We start from the raw sequence: 18,339 nt of genomic DNA, 5'->3' as shown, positions 1-18,339 counted from the left end.
GGCGGTTGAGCTGGGCCCATGACATCGACGGGGGGCTACGGCCCAGAGGCAGCCATCGGCGGCGCCGTGATCATGTGTGCACCTTGCGGCTGACTGCGCTGCGGCGTTCGCGCGCAGGTACGGCGGATGCTTCAGGCGGTGGGGATGAGGTGACAGACCTGGGCGGGGGTGCACTGGTCAGGGTGCAGAGTCTTTGCCCGCGCGCTGAGCTGGCGCACCTGGGTTAACAGAGTCGTGAGCTCGGCGATCCGCCGCTCAAGATCGTGGGCGTGCTGTTCGAGCACTGCCGCGACGTGTGCGCACGGTGCGCCGGCGCTTTCGCGGGCAGAGACGACGTCGACGATCTCCGCCAGGGTCAGCCCGGCCGCCTGCGCGGCCTTCACGAACGCCAGCCGGTCGACCGCCCGGTGGTCGTACTCCCGGTAGCCCGACGCTTGGCGAGCCGGCGCTGGCAGCACGCCGGCGCTCTCGTAGTAGCGGATCGTCTTGGTCGTCACGCCGGCCGTGGCGGCCAGCTCTCCGATGCGCATGGTCAACCGTAGACCTTGACCTTCCCCCGCACTGGAACGTCTACCGTCCGATGACCTGTCCGCGCGCGCGAGGAGAATGCCATGGACGAGTACGACCTGATCGTCATCGGGACCGGCGGCGCTGCGATGGCCGCGGGCATCGAGGCACGGTCCCGCGGCAACAGCGTCTTGCTCGTCGAGCACGGGCCGCTAGGCGGGACCTGCCTGAACATCGGTTGCGTGCCCAGCAAGAACCTCCTCGCCGCCGCCGGGCAGCGCCACCGTGCGGCCACGCACCCCTTTGAAGGCATCTCCACCAGCGCGGGCCCGGTCGCCTTGGGCGCCCTGATGGAGCAGAAGCAGGCCTTGATCGACCGCCTGCGCCAAGCGAAGTACGCCGACGTCGCCGACGCCCACGGCTTCCCGATCCTGCAGGGCCACGCACGCTTCATCGACCAAGAGACACTGCAGGTCGACGGCCAGGCCCTGCGAGCACGGCACGGGTACGTCGTGGCCACCGGCGTGGCACCACACATCCCGGACCTCCCGGGGTTGGGTGACGTGGCGTACCTGACCTCCACCACCGCGATGGAGCAGCAGGACCTACCCGCATCCATGGTGGTGCTCGGCGCCGGGTATGTCGGGCTCGAGCAGGCCCAGCTGTGGGCGCACCTCGGTGTCGCCGTCACCATCGTCGGACGCTTCGCGCCCCACGCGGAGCCGGAGGTTGCAGACGTGTTGCTCGGCGTGTTTCAGGACGAGGGCATCACCGTGGTGCAGGAGCGCGCGACGGAGGTGCGGGCGACTCACGACGGCGTTGAGGTCCGGACCGGGAGCGAGAGGCGGCTGACGGGCCAGCGGTTGCTCGTGGCGACCGGGCGCTTCGCCGACACGTCCGACCTGGCTCTCATTGCGGCAGGTGTTGCTACTGACAGGCGCGGCTTCGTCGTCGTCGACGAGAACCAGCGGACCACCAACCCACGGGTCTTCGCGGCCGGGGACGTGTCCGGCGTCCCGCAGTACGTCTACGTCGCAGCCCAGACAGGACACGTCGCCGCAGCCGGCGCGCTCGGCCAGCCCTCAGCAGTGGACTATCGAGGGCTGCCCGGCGTCACCTTCACCACGCCCCAGATCGCCAGCGCGGGACTGACGGAGGACCAAGCTCTCGCCGCTGGGCACGCCTGCGAATGCCGCGTCCTAGGAGCGCAAGACATCCCGCGCGCCCTGGTCAACCAGGACACCCGCGGTGTCCTCAAGCTCGTCATCGACGCCGAGAGCCGCAAGATCCTCGGGGTGCACGCTGCCCTGGACGGCGCAGGCGAACTGATGCTCGCAGCGACCTACGCGATCAAGTTCGGCCTCACCGTGGACGACCTCGCCGACACTTGGGCCCCCTACCTAACGATGAGCGAAGCCCTGCGCATCGCCGCCGGCTTGTTCCGCTCAGCGCTGCCCACGAGCTGCTGCGCATAGGCACCCGAGCCGGCGCGTCACGGCTCGTGCGAGCCCGCGCCGACAGTGTCGCCCTTCAGCCTCAGGGCCACCCATAGGCCGCAAGGCCGACAGATGTACGACGCCCCGCCGTCCAACGCATGAAGAGCGCGGCGCGGCTTGCTGCGCCCGCAGCACGAGCACTCCCTCGAGTCCTGGCTCATCACGCGATGCTCCCACTCCCGCACCAGAAGACACAGGGCCAGGCTGGGTCAACGCGTCAGACAGAGTTGAGCCTGTCCCACTTCCTTGGAAGTGGGACGAGCGGTCCAAGACTTGTTCGAGCCGAGGCGGCACGGCTGACGCGCCGTGCCAGAAGTAGGTCCCGAAATCGCGTCCCGTTGGTTCCGTACAGAGACGACCTTCGGTACGTTGGGCCGGTGGAGTTGGGCTACGCACGCGTCTCGACGGCGAAGCAGGACCTTGACCGGCAGGTCGAGGCGCTCGTGGCGGCCGGCGTCGCACGGGACAAGATCTTTTTGGACAAGAAGTCCGGCGCGACCACCGACCGGCCGGGCCTCCGGGCGGTGTTGGAGTACGCCCGTGAGGGCGACGTCATCGTCGTGAACACCCTGGACCGCCTGGGGCGCACGGTGCGCGACACCCTCAACCTGATCCACGACCTCACCGACCGCGGCGTCGGGGTCCGCAACCTCGCGGACCCGATCAAGGTCGACTCCGCGAACCCCAGCGACCCGATGGGACAGCTCGCGGTCGTCCTGCTGGCCCTGTTCGCGCAGATGGAACGGACCTACACCGTCGAGCGCGCCGCCCACGCTCGAGCTGTTGCCACAGCCAAGGGCCGGCGGATTGGCCGACCCGTCCTGGTCGACGCTGACAAGCTCGCCTACGCCGCCCACCTGCGTGAGGCCGGCCACTCCATCGCGGAGATCGTCGCCAAGACGGGGATCGCCCGCACCAGCCTGTACCGCCACCTGCCGCCTCGGGCCGTCGAGCACCTCACCGCTGCGCCGGCGACCGAGCAGGCGGCAGCGGAGTCCGCGAGGTAGCAAGGAGACAGCGATGGTCTCGGCTCGGTTGACGGCCAGCAGAAGGCCTTGCTGCTGTGCCAGCACCTCCAGGACGGAGTGCCGCTGACCCGCCTGGCTGAGCACGCTGGCATCCCGGAGCGCACGCTGCGCCGGTGGGCAACGACCTACCGGGCCGACGGGACCGTCGATTCACTGGAACGTCGACGGCGCAGCGACGCCGGCCAGCGCCGGCTGCCCGACGACCTCATCGCGGCCGTCGAGGCGTTGGCTCTACGCCGGCCCGCCCCGACGACCGCGTTCGTGCACCGCCGGATCGCTGACATGGCGCGCGACCGCGGGCTGGCTCCGCCGAGCTACTCCACGGTGCGCGACATCGTCACCAGCATCGACCCAGGTCTGCGCACCCTTGCGACGGGTGGCGACACCGCCTATCGGGATCGGTTCGAGCTGGTCTACCGGCGCTCGGCGGCCCGCCCGAACGAACAGTGGCAGGCCGCCCACACGCTGCTCGACGTGCAGATCCTCGATGCCCACCGACGCCCGGCACGACCGTGGCTGACGGTAGTGCTGGACGACTACTCGCGTGCCGTCGCCGGCTACACGCTCTTCCTCGGCGCGCCGAGCGCCGAGCGGACGGTCCTCGCGCTGCACCAGGCCGTCATCGCGAAGGGCAACCCTGCCTGGCCGGTCCAAGGCCTACCCGACGTGCTCTACAGCGACCACGGCAGCGACTTCACCAGCAGCCGGCTCGAGCGGGTCTGCCTCGACACCCACGTCAGCCTGATCCACTCCCGGATCGGGGTCCCGCAAGGCCGCGGCAAGATCGAGCGCCTCTTCAGGACCATCACCACCGAGCTGCTGCCGCACCTGCCGGGGTACATCCCGCACGGCACCGGCGGGCAACCCACCACACCGCCGCAGCTCACCCTCGCCGAGCTCGACAGCGCAGTCGAGCTCTTCGTCGTCGAGGAGTATCACAGCCGGCCGCACTCCGAGACCCGGCAGCCGCCCGTGGTCCGCTGGCTCGCCGACGGTTGGATCCCTCGCAGCCCAGCCCACCCGGAGGACCTCGACACGCTCCTGCTCACGGCGGCTACCAGCCGCATCGTCCAACGTGACGGGATCCGCTTCTCCGGCACCCGGTACATCAGCCCGGTGCTCGCCGCCTACGTCGGAGAGAGCGTCACCATCCGCTACGACCCCCGCGACGCAGCCGAGGTCCGCGTCTACTACTGCGATAAGTACCTGTGCCGGGCGATCGCACCTGAGCTCGCCCGCGAAGCAGTCACGCTGGAGCAGCTGCAGGACGCTCGCGTCGCCAGACGGCGGGCGCTGAAGAAGGAGCTGCGCGAGCGTCGGAGTCTGGCCGACGCCTTGCCCGCGGATCACCACTACGCCGTGGTGCAGCCCGCGGGCTTGCCGGGCGTGGACGGGCAGCGTCCGCCGGCCGAGCCGCCCGTCCCTCGTCACAGGCTGCGGACCTATGCCAACGACTGAACCTGCCCCCGACCGGAGCATCCTCGGCAAGAACGACGACGGCCGGCGCTTCCTGACCAGAGGACTGGGTGAGCTTGTCCCGCCGGCGCCGCGTGAGGAGCAGGTCTCCTTCTTGGTCACGAAGGAGCACCGGCGGTTCGCAGAGTTCGCCGACACCGTGCGACGCCACCGCCACGTCGGGCTGTGCTGGGGGCCGCCCGGGGTTGGCAAGACCCTGTCTGCTCGCCACTACGCCGGCACGGATCACTGGGCGCGTTGGCAGCACACCCTCACCAGCGGCACCGATCCCGGTGCCGTGCCCGAACGCGTCCTGCAGGCGCGGACCGCGTTCTGGACGCCCACGGTCAACGCGAGCACCCGCGAAGTCGACCGGGCCTTGCCCCGCGCGTGCCAGGAGATCTCCTACGCCGTCGACTACCACCAGTACGGCAAGGTCGACCCCTTCGTGCACCCGGCCTCAGCGGGCTCTGCGCTCACCGAGCTGCTCATCATCGACGAAGCCGACCGGCTTAGAACCGTCGGGCTGGAGCAAGTCCGCGACTACTACGACCGACACCGCCTCGGCGTCATCCTGATCGGCATGCCCGGGATCGAGAAGCGCCTGGCCCGTTACCCCCAGCTCTACAGCAGGATCGGCTTCGCCCACGAGTACCGATCACTGGGGCCCGACGAGCTCACCGCCGTCCTCACCCGCCGCTGGCAATCAGATAAGCACCCGGACGAAGACGACTTGGCTCAGGCCGCCGCCATCACCACGGTCGCCCGCGTCACCGGCGGCAACTTCCGCCTCGTCGACCGACTCCTCACTCAGATTGAACGCATCCGCCAGATCAACCACCTCCCGACGGTGACACCGGAGGTCGTCGAAGCGGCCCGCGAGGCCCTCCTCGTCGGGCACTGAGCGAAGGTGCCCGGACACAGAGCACAGGTGATCTACGGCCACATATCCCTGTGGGCCACATCGTCGACGAGCGGCCACGGCGGCCCGACCGGAAACGACCAGTTCCGGTGCGTTGTCGCTACTCGACAACTCGCCGGATACGCCGCTGTGCTCCGAGACCCCTGTGACCACGTCAGCGCCTCACAAGTCCAGCTTGAGCGCGCTCTCGCTTCAGGGGCTGGTGCGGCAGGGCCCACATGGGGTCACGGTTGCTGACCTCGCGAGCGGGTCTCCCGCCTGCCGCCCTCTACTCCTGCCGCTTCGGCTCACGCCTCGGGTGCCCAGCCGCACCTGTTGTCGGGATGGGCCGCAGTATCCCCCGCACCTGTCCCACCGACTTCACCCGAGCCGCCGTCGGGGTCGGCAAGGACGTCGAAGATCGCCTGCGGTGAGGCGGGCAGGGTTCGGTGCGCTGAGATCCGCTCGGCCATGGTGGTGTCCTTCCCCGTCTTCATTGCCCTGTCTTCATCGGCGGCCGGTGGCCGAGGCGAACCCCAGCCAGGTGTGCCGGTTCCGCCACCAGCACCAGCCGACCTTCGGAGCGTCTCTGCGTGCCGGTCCATCGTGTCCGGTGCCGCCGCTGATCCACAGCGCCGGCGTGCGGGCGTCGTAGCCCTTGGGCTTCGGCTTCCGCGAGCCGATGCACATGAAGCACCGGTTCGGCACGAGGACCTCTGGCTCCTGGAGCAGCCAGCTGATGCCTTCGCTGATCGTCAGCGGCGTGCGCCCTCGCTGAGCGATCGCGGGAGCCGCCTCCTCAGGGCTCCAGTTCAGCATGTCGTCGCCTCGGTCGATCCCGGTCACCACGTACAGCGGCCGGTCCGGGATCACCAGGTCCGGAGTGGGGCGGAACTCGTCGAGGTCGGTCATGTCGTGGACGACGAAGCCCTGCTTGCCCTGCCTGCTGAGCAGGGGTGCGAGCGTGCTGGGGGGCGCCAGCGCCGGGTGCACGGCCAGCACGCCGTCGGGGTGGCCGTCCACCTCGGCCACCCACCCGGCGAGGTCGGCCGGCGTGACGTCGGCGATGGCGGGCAGGTCGAGGTCGATCAGGTGCTGGAGCTGATCTGTCAGGGTCATCGGTCTCCTTTGACGTCGGATGAGGCCAGGACTTGCCTCAGGGTGGAGGGGGTCTGTCGAGGCGTGGGTTCCTATGGCCGAAGTCCTCCTCGGGAGCGGGGGGTCTGCTGCACGGATAGGTGACACTGACCTGTGGTGCCTGTGGGCGCCGCTGGAAGGATGTGCACCGTGCCCAGGCCCTATCCGAAGGAGTTCCGTGAGGACGTCGTGGCGGTCGCTCGCCGCGGGGATGCTCCGATCAAGCAGGTTGCGCACGACTTCGGGATTGCCGAGTCGTGTCTGCGCAACTGGCTGCGTGACGCCGACGTCGAGGACGGCAACCGGCCTGGGGTGACCCGGTCGGAGTCAGCTGAGTTGCGGGAGGCGAACCGCCGCATCCGGCTGCTGGAGCAGGAGAACGAGATCCTGCGCCGGGCAGCGGCCTACCTGTCGCAGGCGCATCTGCCGGGAAAAGGCTCTACCCGCTCGTGAGTGAGCTCGCCGCAGACGGGATCCCCGTCGCGGTGACGTGCCGGGTCCTCAAGCTCGCCAGACAGCCCTACTACCGCTGGCTCGCCGCGCCCGTCGGCGCGCGCGAGCTCGAGCGGGCGCACCTCGCGAACGTGCTGTTCGACGCCCACCGCGACGACCCCGAGTTCGGCCACCGGCTACTCGCGGACGAGGCCCACCGGGCCGGTGTGCGGGCGTGCGACCGCACGGTGTGGCGGATCTGCTCGGAGCACGGCTGGTGGTCGGCTTTCGGCAAGAAGCGCACCCGGACCGGCAAGAAGGCCGGACCGCCGGCGCACGACGACCTGGTGCTGCGCCAGTTCCGGGCCGACGGCCCGAACCGGTTGTGGCTCTGGGACATCACCGAACACGGCACGAGCGAGGGCCGGCTCTATCTCTGCGCGATCAAGGACGTGTTCTCCAACCGGATCGTCGGGTACTCGATCAGCGACCGCATGACGTCCCAGATCGCGGTGGACGCCCTGGTCAGCGCCGTGCAACGGCGTGGAGATGTCGCCGGATGCGTCGTTCATTCGGACCGAGGCAGCCAGTTTCGAAGCCGGAAGGTGGCCCGCGTCCTGGGCCGCCATGACCTGCTCGGGTCGATGGGGCAGGTCGCTTCCGCAGGCGACAACGCCGCCATGGAGAGCTTCTTCTCGCTGCTGCAGAAGAACGTCCTGAACCGGCGCCGCTGGACCACCCGCGACGAGCTCCGCCTGGCGATCATCGTCTGGATCGAAAGGACCTACCACCGTCGTCGACGTCAGCACCGTCTGGGTCGCCTGACCCCGATCGAGTACGAGACCATCAACACCCCTCAGGTCGCACTCGCCGCCTGAGACCCGCTGTCACCTACTCGTGCAGCAGACCCGGGTGACGGTCGCACGGCTGGGCGACGGCGGTGTCGAGGTCGCGGTGAACCGGCCCAGCGCCATCTCGACGTACCGGGTGAGGTGGAGCCGCCGCAGGAACGCCTCGTCGTGGCTGGCGACGAGCAGCGCGCCACGGAAGTTTTCCAGCGCGCTGACGAGCTGGTCGATGCTGGCGAGATCGAGGTTGTTGGTCGGTTCGTCGAGCATCAGCAGCTGCGGGGCCGGCTCGGCCAGAAGCAGTGCGGCCATCGCGGCACGGAACCGCTCGCCACCCGAGAGGGTCGAGGCCTGCTGGTCCGCGGCGCGTCCTTGGAAGTGGAACCGGGCCAGGCGTGCCCGGCGCCGGTTCTCGTCCGAGGCCGGGGCAAAGCGTGCGACGTTCTCGACGACCGACAGGCCGTTGTCAACGATGTCGATCCGCTGCGGCAGCAGCCGGGCCGGCACGCGTAGCTCGCACACGCCGGCCGGCTCCAGCTCGCCCGCGATGGTGTGCAACAAGGTGCTCTTGCCAGAGCCGTTGGCGCCTACCAGGGCGATCCGCTCCGGGCCGCGCACCTCCAGACTGCCACGCACGCCGTTGCGCAGCTCGACGTCCTGCAGCCGCAGCACCACGCGACCTTCCGGCAGCTCGGTGCCGGGCAGGTCGATCCGGATCGGGGCATCGTCCCGGACTCCGTCCTCGGCCTCCGCGAGTCGTTCTCGCGCCGAGGTCAGGCGCTCCTCGTGCATGATGCGGTGCTTGCCCGCAGACACCTGGGCCTCGCGCTTGCGGGCGCCCATGACGATCTTCGGCTCACGCTTGGTGTCCCACATCTTCTGGCCATACCGCCTGCGCCGGTCGAGCTTGATGTGGGCCGCCGCGAGCTCGCGCCGCTGACGTCGGACATCGGCCTCGGCGACGCCGACCGCCCGTTCCGCGGCTTCCTGCTCCAGCGCCAGCGCCTCCCGATAGGCCGCGAAGTTGCCTCCGTACCAGTCGATCTCGCCGTCGCGCAGGTCGCCGACCTGGTCGACGTGTTCGAGCAGCTGCTCATCGTGGCTGACCACAACGAGCGCGCCGCGGAAGGACCGCACCGCCTCGACGAGCCGGGCCCGCCCGGACCGATCGAGGTTGTTCGTCGGTTCGTCGAGCAGAAGGACATCTGGCTCGTGCAGCAGCTCGGCCACCAGCCCGAGCAGGACGGCTTCGCCGCCGGAGAGCTCACCGATCCGCTGATCAAGCCCGCACTCCAGTCCGAGGCGCTCGAGCAGCGCGTGCGCCCGGTCCTCGATGTCCCAGGCGTCGCCGATCGTCTCCAGGACCGGTTCCGAGACGTCGCCGGCCTCGACGGCGACCAGGGCTCGGCGTACGTCGGCGATGCCCAGGAGCTCGTCGACACGCGCATCGACGCGCAGGGGCAGGTCCTGGCGCAGGTAGCCGAGCGAGCCGGCACGCCGGATCGAACCCCGGTCTGGGCGAAGTTGGCCGCTCAGGAGTCGGAGCAGGGTCGACTTGCCAGAGCCGTTGCGACCGACGATGCCGACGCGGCCGGCGTCCACGGCGAAGGACAGACCGGCGAAGACGGGCGTCCCGTCGGGCCAGGCGAAGTGGAGGTCGGAGACGGAGACGGCGGACAATCTAGTGGACATGGCTGCTCCTGAGACGCGTGAGGACGGGCACGACGGCGATCGGGGCGGCGTCTCAGAGGAGCGAGGGCGTTCTCCGTTCGGGCGATCAGGGAGTCGGGGCGCGCAGGCCGGTGCTTCGGCGTCGGCCGACCCGCACGACAGCATTATACGTCGTACACTGTACGTTGTAAACCGTAATTGTGCGAGAATGTCCCAGTGACCTCCAACAGCACAGGAACCGGGCAGCCCAGCCGCACCCTGGCGCTGCTGTGGGGCGAGCCGTCGACGGCGAGGCGGCGCAAGGGCCCGGCGCGGTCGGTCGACGTCACTCAGGTGGTCGACGCTGCGCTGGTGCTGGCCGACGAGCACGGCCTGGCCGCAGTCACGATGCGGGCCGTGGCCGAGCGCGTGGGGGTTTCGGCGATGTCGGTGTACACCTATGTGCCCGGCAAGCCGGAGCTCCTAGACCTGATGGTCGACGCCACCTACCACCGGATGGCCCGCCCGACCTGGGGCGGCCAGTTGTGGCAGGACCGGCTGACCCTCGTCGCGGAGTCGAACCGCGATCTCCTGACCACCCATCCGTGGCTCACCGAGGTGGCCGGTCTGAGCCGCCCGCCGGTGGGGCCGGGGGTGATGGCGAAGTACGAGCACGAGCTCGCGGCCTTCGACGACACCGGCCTCTCCGACGTGGACACCGACGCGGCGCTGACCTACCTCCTCGGCTTCGTGCAGGCGCACTGCCGCGCGGCACACGACGCCGCCCGGGTCACCACCGACACGGCGATGAGCGATGCGGAGTGGTGGGCCACCAACCAGCCCATTCTGGCCCGCGTCCTCGACCCCGGCGCCTACCCGCGCGCCGTGCGCATCGGTGCGGCTGCCGGCGAGGCGCAGGGCAGCGCGTGGAACGCCGACCGGGCCTGGCGGTTCGGGCTTGCCCGCACGCTGGACGGCCTGGCCGCCCTGATCCGCGACGGCACGTGAGGCACGCGCTCATCTGTCGAGCGGCCGCGACCACGGTCGCCTGCCGGCGTGCCCGGGCGGCCGCCTCGATCGGCGTCGACGTCGGGGCGCTCATCGGCGGGCCTCGCGCAGCTGACCGCAGATCACGTGCAGGGCCAGCAGGTCGAGCAGCTGCACGTCGTCGCTCGTGAGACCGGCGGACGGCTGCGGCGGGCAGGGGTCGCCAGAGGGGATGATGGGCATGGGAGTCCTCCACTTACCTGGGGGTTCCTCGCCCCGGCGGTGTTAGCGCACCGTCGGGGCACTGTTCTGTTGTCCTGGGTGGTCGATGCTCGTCGACCGCTTCGTGCGGGCTGTCTCTTCCTCCTAGCTCGTCTCGGTGACGGTCACGGCGTCGCCGGCCGTGACGCGGGTCAGGGCCCCGGCGGGGACCTCGAGCAGGGCGTCGACGTCGCCCGGTGACGTCCATCGCGGGCACGTGTCCTGGTCAGGCTCGGTGCACGGGTCGAGCGTCAGGACGTCGAGCACCTGGCCGTCGCTGATCCACGCGACGTCGAGCGCGGTCGCCATGCCGGCCATCCACACCTGCTGCTCGCCGGCGTGGGCGAACGTGAACAGCATCCCCGTGCCCGCAGGCAGCGCCTCGCGATCGCTGAGGCCGGCTCGCTGCTGGTCGGCGGTGCGCGCCAGCTCGACGTCGAACCGCGCGGAGCCGACCGTGACGGTCGCGGTGGCCGGCGAGTCGCCTGCGCAGCCTGCGAGGGCCAGCGTGAGCGCGACAGCGGCGGCGGGCCGGCCCTTCATGGGGTCACTCCCCCATCGGCCGGCCCTGCGGCAGTCCGCGGGCCTCGACCGGCGGGAACGGCTGCCCGCCGTTGTACTTGGCCTCCAACCGCTCGACCTCGGCCATGACGGCCTGGTGGATGAACTGCGAGAGGTTGCGCGCACCCTCGGTCGTCATCGTGTGCAGGATTGCCCCGCGCACCCGCGCCGTGTCCTCGGGGTCCTGGTAGAACGACACCTTCGGCGGGTACTTCGGCTTGGCGCGCGCCGGCGAGGCGGTGGCCGTGGCCGCCGGCCGCGCCTCGCTCGTCACGTCCGGCTGCTGCGCCGGCGCGGCCTCGACGACGCTCGGGGCCGGCGTGGCGGCCGGCTGTGCCGGCGGAGCGACGGGGCTCGATCCGGCCAGGGACGACTTGCGCGGGGCGGGACGGTTGCTCATCGCTGCTGCTCTCCTTCGATGCTGGCCAGGTGGTCGGCGTAGATCGCGCCGATGGCGCTGGCCTCGGTGCTCCCCCACTCGTCGAGGCCGCGGGCGGCCTCCGTGGCGTCGGAGATGACGACGCGCTTGGGGATGGTCGGGGTCAGGACGGGCAGGCCGCGGTTCTGCGCGGCCGCGTTCAGCTCGTCGAGCCAGGTCTGCCCCGACACGGTGCCGGCCTCGTGCTGGTTCACGATCACGCCGGCGACGTGCAGGTCACGGTTGTAGTACTCGCGCACGTTGTCGATCGTGTCGAGCAGCTGGGCCAGACCCGAGAGGCTCCACTGCTTGGAGTGGGTCACGACAACGACGCCGTGCGCTGCGGTCAGCGCGTTGATGGTCAGCTGGTCCAGGCTGGGCGCGCTGTCGATCAGGATCAGGTCGTAGTCGTCCGCGACGTCGGCCAGCGCCTGGCGCAGCCGGACCTCTCGACCTGCGCCCGCGATCACCAGCTCGTCGCGGACGTAGCCGAGCGTCACGCGGACCAAGAACTACGTTCAGCTCATCATCGTCGACGAGTCCGAACGCCTTAGCCCCACCGCGCTCGAGCTGCTCCGCGACCGGTACGACCGCGACAACATCGCCGTCATCCTCATCGGCATGCCTGGCCTGGAGAAGCAGTTCAGCCACTACCCCCAGTTCTACAGCCGCGTCGGCTTCGCCCATCACTACCGCGCGCTGGGCAACGACGAGCTGCTCTTCGTCCTACAGCGCCACTGGCGCGCACTCGGCAAGACGCTCGACCCCGACGACTTCACCGACGCCCAAGCCGTCGCCGCCATCGCCCGCGTCACCCGCGGCAACTTCCGCCTCCTCGAACGCCTCTTCCCCCAGATCGAGCGGGTGCTCAAGATCAACGAGCTCCAGACCATCACCAACGACGTCGTCGAAGCCGCCCAGAGCACCCTCGTCATCGGCGTTACCTGACACCACCCCGCCACCTACCTGGCACAGCCCACCGCCATCGAGCGGCGACAGCCACAGGTGTGGCCGACCTCGGCGACGTCGTCGTCGCTGGTGACGGGGACGCGCGCGTCGAGCGTGCCCTCGTCCACCTGCGCCGCGGTGTCGCGCAGGTGCCGCAGCGGGCGCAGGACCCGGCCCAGCAGCCACCACGCGACGAGTCCCGTCACCGCGAGCGCGCCCAGGGCCACGCCGAGGTAGGTGCGCCACGTGCGGTCGAGCGTCCCGATCTCGAGGGCCCGGACGGTCGCCGCGGCGTACAGGCCGCTGGGCGCGGTGGGGTCGTCGACGACGAGGGGGACCGTGACCAGCCGGTACTGCGCGCGGTCGGTCGTGACCGTGCGCAGCCGCACCGGGTCGTCCGCCGGGACGTCGCCGAGCAGCGCGACCAGCTGCGCGTCGTCCTCCAGACGCACCGGCACGGTGGTGGGTGCGTACCAGGCGGGTGCGCCGTCGACGAGCGCGATGCTGCCGGCCGTGCGGTCCGGCAGCGTCTGCTGCATGGCCTGGCGCAGGATGCCGGTCACCGGGAGGTCGGCATTGGCCTGCGCGATCCGGCGGAACTGCTGCGCGGCACGCGTGAGCTCGGCGTCCACGGACTCGTCGAGGTCCTGCCGCTGGATCGCGTACGTGGTCAGTCCCGCGCCCAGCAGCCCGAGCGCGGTGACCGCGAGCGTCACCGCGACGACCTTGGCGCGCACCGTGCGCCACCAGCGGCGGCGGTCGGGCTCAGTCATCGTCGCTCGAGCGGGTCGCGTCGTCGTCGGGCTGTGCGTCGGATCGGTCGTCGGAGTCGTCGTCCGGGTCGTCGCGTCCGCCGTGCCGGTCGTCGTCATCGTCGTCGTCGTCCGACGGGTCGCGCGGCGGCGCGGGGTCGACCGGGACCGGCGTCGGGGCCGACGGCGAGGGGGTCGGCGACGGAGTCGCGTCCGGCGACCCGGACGGCGTGGGCGCCGGGGTGCTGGTCGCCGGTGCCGGCGTGATCACCACCGGGTCGCCCAGGGACTCGTCGCCCGGTGCGCTGAGCGCGGATGCGAGCGCGTAGGAGCCGGAGCCGACGGCGAGCGCCACCAGGAGGACCACCAGCAGCGTGCGCGCACGAGGACCCATGGGCCCATCGTGCCGCCTCGGGATGAGACGACGATGAGAACCGGCGCGGGGGCGGCCTCAGGATCGGGCCGTGCCGTGCCGAGAACAGAGCTGACGGGCGCACGCCCCGGACGGAGGTGCAGGTGGAGCGCGAGGTCGTCCGGCGCACGCACGCGCTCGTGCGGCACCAGGGGCTGTCGCGCACGACGCGAACGGTCGCGTTCGAGTGCCGCAGCTGGGCGTGGGCGGACCTGCCCCAACAGACGCGCGCCCTGGCACCCGAGGTCGACGTGCTCGTCGCCGACTGGGCGGACGAGGACGGCGAGCTGTACCAGGCGGACGACGAGGTCGTGCGGGTCCTGCGCGGCTGGCGGGCCGACCGGAGCGGGCTGTACGTCGCCGCAGCGTGGCAGCCCGTGCGGCTCGTGGGCGATCGCGTGGTGGACGCGGGTCCGCTCGGGCACCTGTGGGTGCGCCGGCACCAGGCCGCCACACAGCCTGGTCGTCGCCTGGGCCTCGTGCCGGCGGGCGCATTCGACCCCGCGCGATCGGACGGCTCGTCGGGCGGCGCCGCGCCGCCCACGCCGTCGGCCCCGCCCGAGCAGGCCTCGGCGGCGAGCGCCTGGCCCTACCTGCCCGCGATGGTGCGGGACACGGCCGAGCGCGCGGTGCCCCTGCCCGAGGACTGGTTGGGGTCGCTGACGCAGGCGCGCACGCCGCGCGGGTTGCCACGGGCGCACAAGGTCGTGATGCTCCGCCGGTCCGCCGGGGCCGCGGTCGTGGTGCGGGCCGAGCGCGAGCTCCCGCCGCGGTCGGGACGGGACGCGCAGCGGCGGGCCGCGCTCCTGGCGGACCTGCAGTGGACGGTCGAGCAGGTGGTCTACTCGCTCCGCGAACCCGCCCTCATCGGGCCGCCCGCGCCACGCGACGAGTGGCCGTGGAGGTGACCGACGACGCATCGCCCTACGACGTCCTGGGGATCGCTCCGGACGCCTCGCCCGAAGACGTCCGTGCCGCCTACCTGCGGGCGGTCCGCACGGCGCACCCGGACATGGGCGGCAGCGCCGAGCGGTTCACGGCGGTCGCGGACGCGTGGGCCGTGCTGGGGTCGCGCGAGTCACGAGCCCTGTACGACGCGCGCGGCGCGCGTGGTGACGCCTGGGGCGACGACGTCGGGTTCGACGTCCCGTTCGACCACGCGGCTGCTCAGGCACCGGTCTGGACCGGGTCCGAGGGCGACGAGCCCGGCCCAGGGCCCGCGCCCGGCCCCCGACCCGCAGCCCGCCCGGATCCCGCCCCGACGCGTGGTCCCGATCCCGGGCCGCCCGTGGTCGTCGACCCGTTGTGCTCCCGGCCGCTCCCGCTGCCTGTCCGACCCTGGCGGCTCCCGGACCGCTCGGCGGTGCGGGAGCGGACGGGGCACCGGGTCCTCGTGCTCTGCGCGGGCGTCCCCGCGGCGGTCGTCGCGATGCTCCCGTTCCGCGACGGACACCCGTTGCCCGTGGGGCCGGAAGCGATCAAGGGGCTCGCGGTGTTCGGCATGGTGTTCGGCGCGGGCGTGATCGCCACCCTGCACTGCGCACCGTCAGCCCGGCCCGCACGGCTGAAGGCCGCCTGGGTGATGTGGGGCTCACTCGCGGTCTTCGTCGCCTACGCGATCGACTTCGTGGACGTCGGGCGGAGCGGGACTCCGGCGGGGCGCGCGCTCGTGGTCGGCACCGTGTTCGCCGGTGCGCTCGCCCTCGCGGTGCGCGCGTCGGTGCTGGTCCGGCGCGAACGTGCGGAGACTCGCGCGCGTGACGCCGCCGACCCGTGGAAGCTCGCCGCTCGGTGGGACGAGCTGCTGCGGTCCCGGGCGACGGAGCGGGGCTGGGACCGGGACGTCGTCGGGCGGACCGATCCGCGCACCGGTGAGGCGCGGTGGGAGCTCGTGATCGATGGCGTGGTCGTCGCGGCGGCGTCCGACGCCGCGCTGGGCGCGTGGGTGGACCTGCAGCGTGGGGCCGGACACGACGTGGCGCGCCCGGTGGTCGGCTGACCTTCCGCCCGGTCGGTGCCGCGGCCGACGCACGCGGGCGCGTCAGCGCACGGTCTCGAGCAGCTCTGCCACCAGGGGCGGGACGGCCTCGTCGATCGGGTCGCGCACCACCAGGTCCGCCAGGTCGTCGTACGGCGTGGGCGCGGCGTTGACGATCACCAGCCGCGCACCCGCGTCCACCGCGAGCGCCGCGAGGCTCGCCACGGGCTGCACCGTCAGCGTCGTGCCGATCGCGACGAACACGTCGGCGTCGGTCGCGGCCGCGACGGCCTGCGCGAGGGCCTCGTCCGGCAGCGGCTGGCCGAAGTAGACGACGTCCGGCTTGAGCACGCCACCGCACTCCTCGCACGCGGGATCGGGCTCGTCGGACAGGCGCCCCAGCACGTGCGGCGTGGGCCATGACGCCGCGCAACGCAGGCAGGAGGTGGTCGCGAGCGAGCCGTGCAGCTCCACCACACGCGAGCTGCCCGCCGCCTGGTGCAGCCCGTCGAAGTTCTGCGTGAGCACCGCGATCAGGGCACCCGCACGCTCCAGCTCGGTCAGGGCCCGGTGGGCCGCCGTGGGCCGCGCGCCCCACACCGCGCTGTCCGCCCATGCGCGCCAGCCGGCCACGCGCACGTCACGCTCGCGTGCGAACGGACCGATCTCCAGCAGGCGGGCCTCCTCGGGGCGCCGGGTCCACACCCCCTGCGGCCCGCGGAAGTCGGGGATGCCCGAGCCGGTGGAGATCCCCGCACCGGTGAGCACCGCGACCGTGGGGTCGTCGTGGTGGTGCGGCACGTCAGGCGGGCCCGTCGAGGCGCGCAGCGACGTCCGCGGGGAACCCACCGGTCGCGATCGGGCCCCAGCGCTCCGGCGTGATGCGCAGCAGGCTCTTGCCCTGCACGCGCATGGCCGCGCGGTACTCCGCCCAGTCCGGGTGCTCACCGGCGATGCTGCGGTAGTAGTCGACCAACGCGTCCTCCGCCTCGGGCATGTGCAGCACCTCGGCCGTGCCGTCGAGCTGCACCCACGGGCCGTCCCACTCGTCGGAGAGCACGCACACGCTCACGCGTGCGTCCCGCTCGGCGTTGCGTGTCTTGGCGCGTGCCGGATAGGTGGACACGACGATCCTGCCCTCGTCGTCGACACCGCCCGAGACCGGGGAGGTCTGCGGGCGTCCGTCCGCACGCGTCGTCACCAGGATCAGGTGGTGGCGCGGGCGGACGAACGCCAGCAGCTCGTCGAGGGTCACCGTGGTCGTCGTCGCGATGCTCCGGGCCATGCCACGACGCTAGCGGCCGTGCCGGGTGTCGTCAGGCGACCGGCTCGGGGATGCGGTCGGTCGCGTGCGCGGGCCGCGCGTGCTCGTCGCGGGCCAGGCGGCTGGGCCACCACATGCGCGGACCGACGTCCTGGTTGAGCGCCGTGACCAGCACGGACCGGACGACGAGCGTGTCCAGCAGCACGCCGAACGCGATCGCGAACCCGAACGTCCGCGAACGACACCCGCGTGCAGCCACCGGCGACCATCGGGTTGCGGGTGTGGTCGTCAGGCGGGGACCGGGCGTGCCGCGAAGTGGCTTGCGGCCTCCTGCAGGGCGACGAGGCTGCCGGATGCCAGCTCCTGGCTCTCCATCCGCGCCCGCAGCGCGAGCTCCGTGCCGTCGTGCAACGTGAAGGTCACCGACGTGGGGAACCGCTTGACCAGCCGACTGGTGGCGACGTCCTCGAACGGGACGTACCAGTGGCGCGCGGCGATCTCGGCCGGCGTCCCGCTCGAGGCGAGGGCGCGCAGGCGCCCCGTGCCGTTCTCGTACTGCTTGTAGCAAGGCACCAGGACCACGCCGTACGACAGCAGCAGCACGTCGTACTGGTCCTCGCCGAGCCTGACGTTCGCGACCCCCGCGACGATCCGGGCACCGCGGGCGTCGGCCTCGCCCGACGCGCCCACGGCGTCCAGATCGACTCCGAGCTCGGTGAGGCGCGTGCGCAGCTCGGACGCGCCAGACGCAGGGCCGGACCCCAACCGCGCGAGGGGCTGGAGGTCGAGGGGCTCGCCGTCCGTGCCCAGGAGTCCGGGCCCGTCGTCCCATCGGTGCTGCCACCGCGCAGCACCGCATTCGACCAGGGCGCAGCGCAGCACCGCGACCCACACGTCGGTCGCAGGCGAGGCGTCGTCCGGGTCGGCGGCCGTCGAGGGCTCCAGTCCCAGATCGTGGACCACCTCACCGAGCCTGCCCGCCTCGGTCAGCGCCAGTAGATCCGCGAGCGAGCCGCGCTCGACGCCTGCGACGCGCGCCGTGGCGCGAAACACCACGTCGGCGGTGTGCTGCGCACGAGCCGCGCGGGCGCGCGGCGTCAGCTCGGCCCACTCGGAGCGTGGTCTTCACGGTGGCGAGTATGGACGCGAGTCCGAACCCGGGAGGGGACCTTCGGCGACCGGCGCCGGACCGCGGCGCCCGCCGGGCGGTTTCACGCCTGCGGCGAACACGGGCAGTACCCGGCACATGCCGCCGTTAGCATCGAACAACGCCGCCTCGTCGTCGTTCACGGTGGTCCCCGGAG

The 18,339-nt window shown here is 71.8% G+C and carries 21 protein-coding genes and 1 pseudogene; 9 read left to right on the top strand and 13 right to left on the bottom strand.

Annotation, left to right across the window (positions count from 1 at the left end; all coding sequences use genetic code 11):
* Positions 1-131: 131 nt before the first annotated feature.
* Entirely contained in the window at positions 132-530 is a 399-nt protein-coding gene (locus CELGI_RS14145) for a heavy metal-responsive transcriptional regulator (protein WP_013884816.1), read from the bottom strand.
* A gap of 81 nt (positions 531-611) precedes the next feature.
* On the opposite strand from CELGI_RS14145, the gene merA reads away from it, so the two are divergent.
* From merA to CELGI_RS14125, 4 genes are all read left to right on the top strand, one after another.
* A complete protein-coding gene (merA, locus tag CELGI_RS14140) occupies positions 612-1,982 on the top strand; it encodes a mercury(II) reductase (RefSeq protein WP_013884815.1) in 1,371 nt (456 codons plus the stop codon).
* Between the two features lie 398 nt (positions 1,983-2,380).
* Positions 2,381-3,010, top strand: coding sequence for a recombinase family protein (locus tag CELGI_RS14135; RefSeq protein WP_013884814.1), 630 nt, complete (start codon positions 2,381-2,383; stop codon positions 3,008-3,010).
* 48 nt (positions 3,011-3,058) lie between these two features.
* A complete protein-coding gene (locus CELGI_RS14130) occupies positions 3,059-4,489 on the top strand; it encodes a Mu transposase C-terminal domain-containing protein (RefSeq protein ID WP_013884813.1) in 1,431 nt (476 codons plus the stop codon).
* A complete protein-coding gene (locus CELGI_RS14125; protein ID WP_013884812.1) occupies positions 4,476-5,390 on the top strand; it encodes an AAA family ATPase in 915 nt (304 codons plus the stop codon). Before CELGI_RS14130 ends, CELGI_RS14125 begins: the two co-directional genes overlap by 14 nt.
* A 504-nt stretch (positions 5,391-5,894) precedes the next feature.
* Here the strand turns inward: CELGI_RS14125 and CELGI_RS14120 are convergent.
* Positions 5,895-6,506 carry a DUF5701 family protein gene (locus CELGI_RS14120; protein ID WP_013884811.1) on the bottom strand — a complete coding sequence of 204 codons (612 nt, stop codon included), beginning with the start codon at positions 6,504-6,506 and terminating at the stop codon, positions 5,895-5,897.
* 168 nt (positions 6,507-6,674) lie between these two features.
* Between CELGI_RS14120 and CELGI_RS14110 the strand changes: the two genes are divergently transcribed.
* Positions 6,675-7,834, top strand: a protein-coding gene (locus CELGI_RS14110) for an IS3 family transposase (protein WP_095532385.1) whose coding sequence is annotated in 2 segments (ribosomal slippage) — positions 6,675-6,953 and positions 6,956-7,834 — 1,158 coding nt in all. Because the reading frame shifts where the segments join, the coding sequence is not laid out codon by codon here.
* A gap of 9 nt (positions 7,835-7,843) precedes the next feature.
* Here the strand turns inward: CELGI_RS14110 and CELGI_RS14105 are convergent.
* Complete coding sequence (locus CELGI_RS14105; protein WP_013884808.1) at positions 7,844-9,496, bottom strand: ABC-F family ATP-binding cassette domain-containing protein; 1,653 nt, start codon at positions 9,494-9,496, stop codon at positions 7,844-7,846.
* Between the two features lie 195 nt (positions 9,497-9,691).
* Between CELGI_RS14105 and CELGI_RS14100 the strand changes: the two genes are divergently transcribed.
* A complete protein-coding gene (locus tag CELGI_RS14100) occupies positions 9,692-10,462 on the top strand; it encodes a TetR/AcrR family transcriptional regulator (protein ID WP_013884807.1) in 771 nt (256 codons plus the stop codon).
* A gap of 90 nt (positions 10,463-10,552) precedes the next feature.
* Here CELGI_RS14100 and CELGI_RS17715 read toward each other — a convergent pair whose 3' ends face one another.
* The 4 genes from CELGI_RS17715 to CELGI_RS14085 form a co-directional block, all read right to left on the bottom strand.
* Positions 10,553-10,684, bottom strand: a complete 132-nt coding sequence (locus CELGI_RS17715) for a hypothetical protein (RefSeq protein ID WP_013884806.1) — start codon at positions 10,682-10,684, stop codon at positions 10,553-10,555.
* A gap of 123 nt (positions 10,685-10,807) precedes the next feature.
* The gene (locus tag CELGI_RS14095) at positions 10,808-11,245 is read right to left on the bottom strand and encodes a DUF192 domain-containing protein (RefSeq protein WP_013884805.1); all 438 of its coding nucleotides are present in this window, start codon (positions 11,243-11,245) and stop codon (positions 10,808-10,810) included.
* A gap of 4 nt (positions 11,246-11,249) precedes the next feature.
* Entirely contained in the window at positions 11,250-11,663 is a 414-nt protein-coding gene (locus CELGI_RS14090) for a ParB family protein (protein WP_013884804.1), read from the bottom strand.
* Positions 11,660-12,181, bottom strand: coding sequence for a ParA family protein (locus CELGI_RS14085; protein ID WP_169315158.1), 522 nt, complete (start codon positions 12,179-12,181; stop codon positions 11,660-11,662). The genes CELGI_RS14090 and CELGI_RS14085 overlap by 4 nt, the downstream gene beginning before the upstream one ends.
* 1 nt (position 12,182) lies before the next feature.
* On the opposite strand from CELGI_RS14085, the pseudogene CELGI_RS14080 reads away from it, so the two are divergent.
* Positions 12,183-12,629: pseudogene (locus tag CELGI_RS14080) on the top strand (AAA family ATPase); the annotation flags it as partial.
* 14 nt (positions 12,630-12,643) lie between these two features.
* Here the strand turns inward: CELGI_RS14080 and CELGI_RS14075 are convergent.
* Positions 12,644-13,402 (bottom strand): HAMP domain-containing protein, encoded by a 759-nt coding sequence (locus CELGI_RS14075; RefSeq protein ID WP_013884803.1) that lies wholly within the window; start codon positions 13,400-13,402, stop codon positions 12,644-12,646.
* On the bottom strand, positions 13,395-13,775 hold the full coding sequence (locus tag CELGI_RS14070; protein WP_013884802.1) for a hypothetical protein: 381 nt from the start codon (positions 13,773-13,775) through the stop codon (positions 13,395-13,397). The genes CELGI_RS14075 and CELGI_RS14070 overlap by 8 nt, the downstream gene beginning before the upstream one ends.
* Positions 13,776-13,897: 122 nt before the next feature.
* Here CELGI_RS14070 and CELGI_RS14065 point away from each other — a divergent pair, with 122 nt between their 5' ends.
* Positions 13,898-14,701 carry a hypothetical protein gene (locus tag CELGI_RS14065; protein WP_013884801.1) on the top strand — a complete coding sequence of 268 codons (804 nt, stop codon included), beginning with the start codon at positions 13,898-13,900 and terminating at the stop codon, positions 14,699-14,701.
* Complete coding sequence (locus CELGI_RS16620) at positions 14,692-15,792, top strand: J domain-containing protein (protein WP_013884800.1); 1,101 nt, start codon at positions 14,692-14,694, stop codon at positions 15,790-15,792. Before CELGI_RS14065 ends, CELGI_RS16620 begins: the two co-directional genes overlap by 10 nt.
* Positions 15,793-15,834: 42 nt before the next feature.
* On the opposite strand, the gene CELGI_RS14055 is transcribed toward CELGI_RS16620, so the two are convergent.
* The 4 genes from CELGI_RS14055 to CELGI_RS14040 are packed head-to-tail and all read right to left on the bottom strand — an operon-like array spanning position 15,835 to position 18,091.
* Positions 15,835-16,572, bottom strand: a complete 738-nt coding sequence (locus CELGI_RS14055; protein WP_013884799.1) for an SIR2 family NAD-dependent protein deacylase — start codon at positions 16,570-16,572, stop codon at positions 15,835-15,837.
* 1 nt (position 16,573) lies between these two features.
* Complete coding sequence (locus tag CELGI_RS14050; RefSeq protein WP_013884798.1) at positions 16,574-17,056, bottom strand: PPOX class F420-dependent oxidoreductase; 483 nt, start codon at positions 17,054-17,056, stop codon at positions 16,574-16,576.
* Between the two features lie 31 nt (positions 17,057-17,087).
* Positions 17,088-17,294 (bottom strand): MMPL family transporter, encoded by a 207-nt coding sequence (locus tag CELGI_RS14045; RefSeq protein ID WP_041574217.1) that lies wholly within the window; start codon positions 17,292-17,294, stop codon positions 17,088-17,090.
* Between the two features lie 29 nt (positions 17,295-17,323).
* Complete coding sequence (locus tag CELGI_RS14040; protein ID WP_013884797.1) at positions 17,324-18,091, bottom strand: hypothetical protein; 768 nt, start codon at positions 18,089-18,091, stop codon at positions 17,324-17,326.
* Positions 18,092-18,339: the final 248 nt, after the last annotated feature.

The sequence above is a fragment of the Cellulomonas gilvus ATCC 13127 genome, from assembly GCF_000218545.1.
Classification (GTDB): Bacteria; Actinomycetota; Actinomycetes; order Actinomycetales; family Cellulomonadaceae; genus Cellulomonas; species Cellulomonas gilvus.
This window is presented reverse-complemented; position numbering and strand designations above follow the sequence as displayed.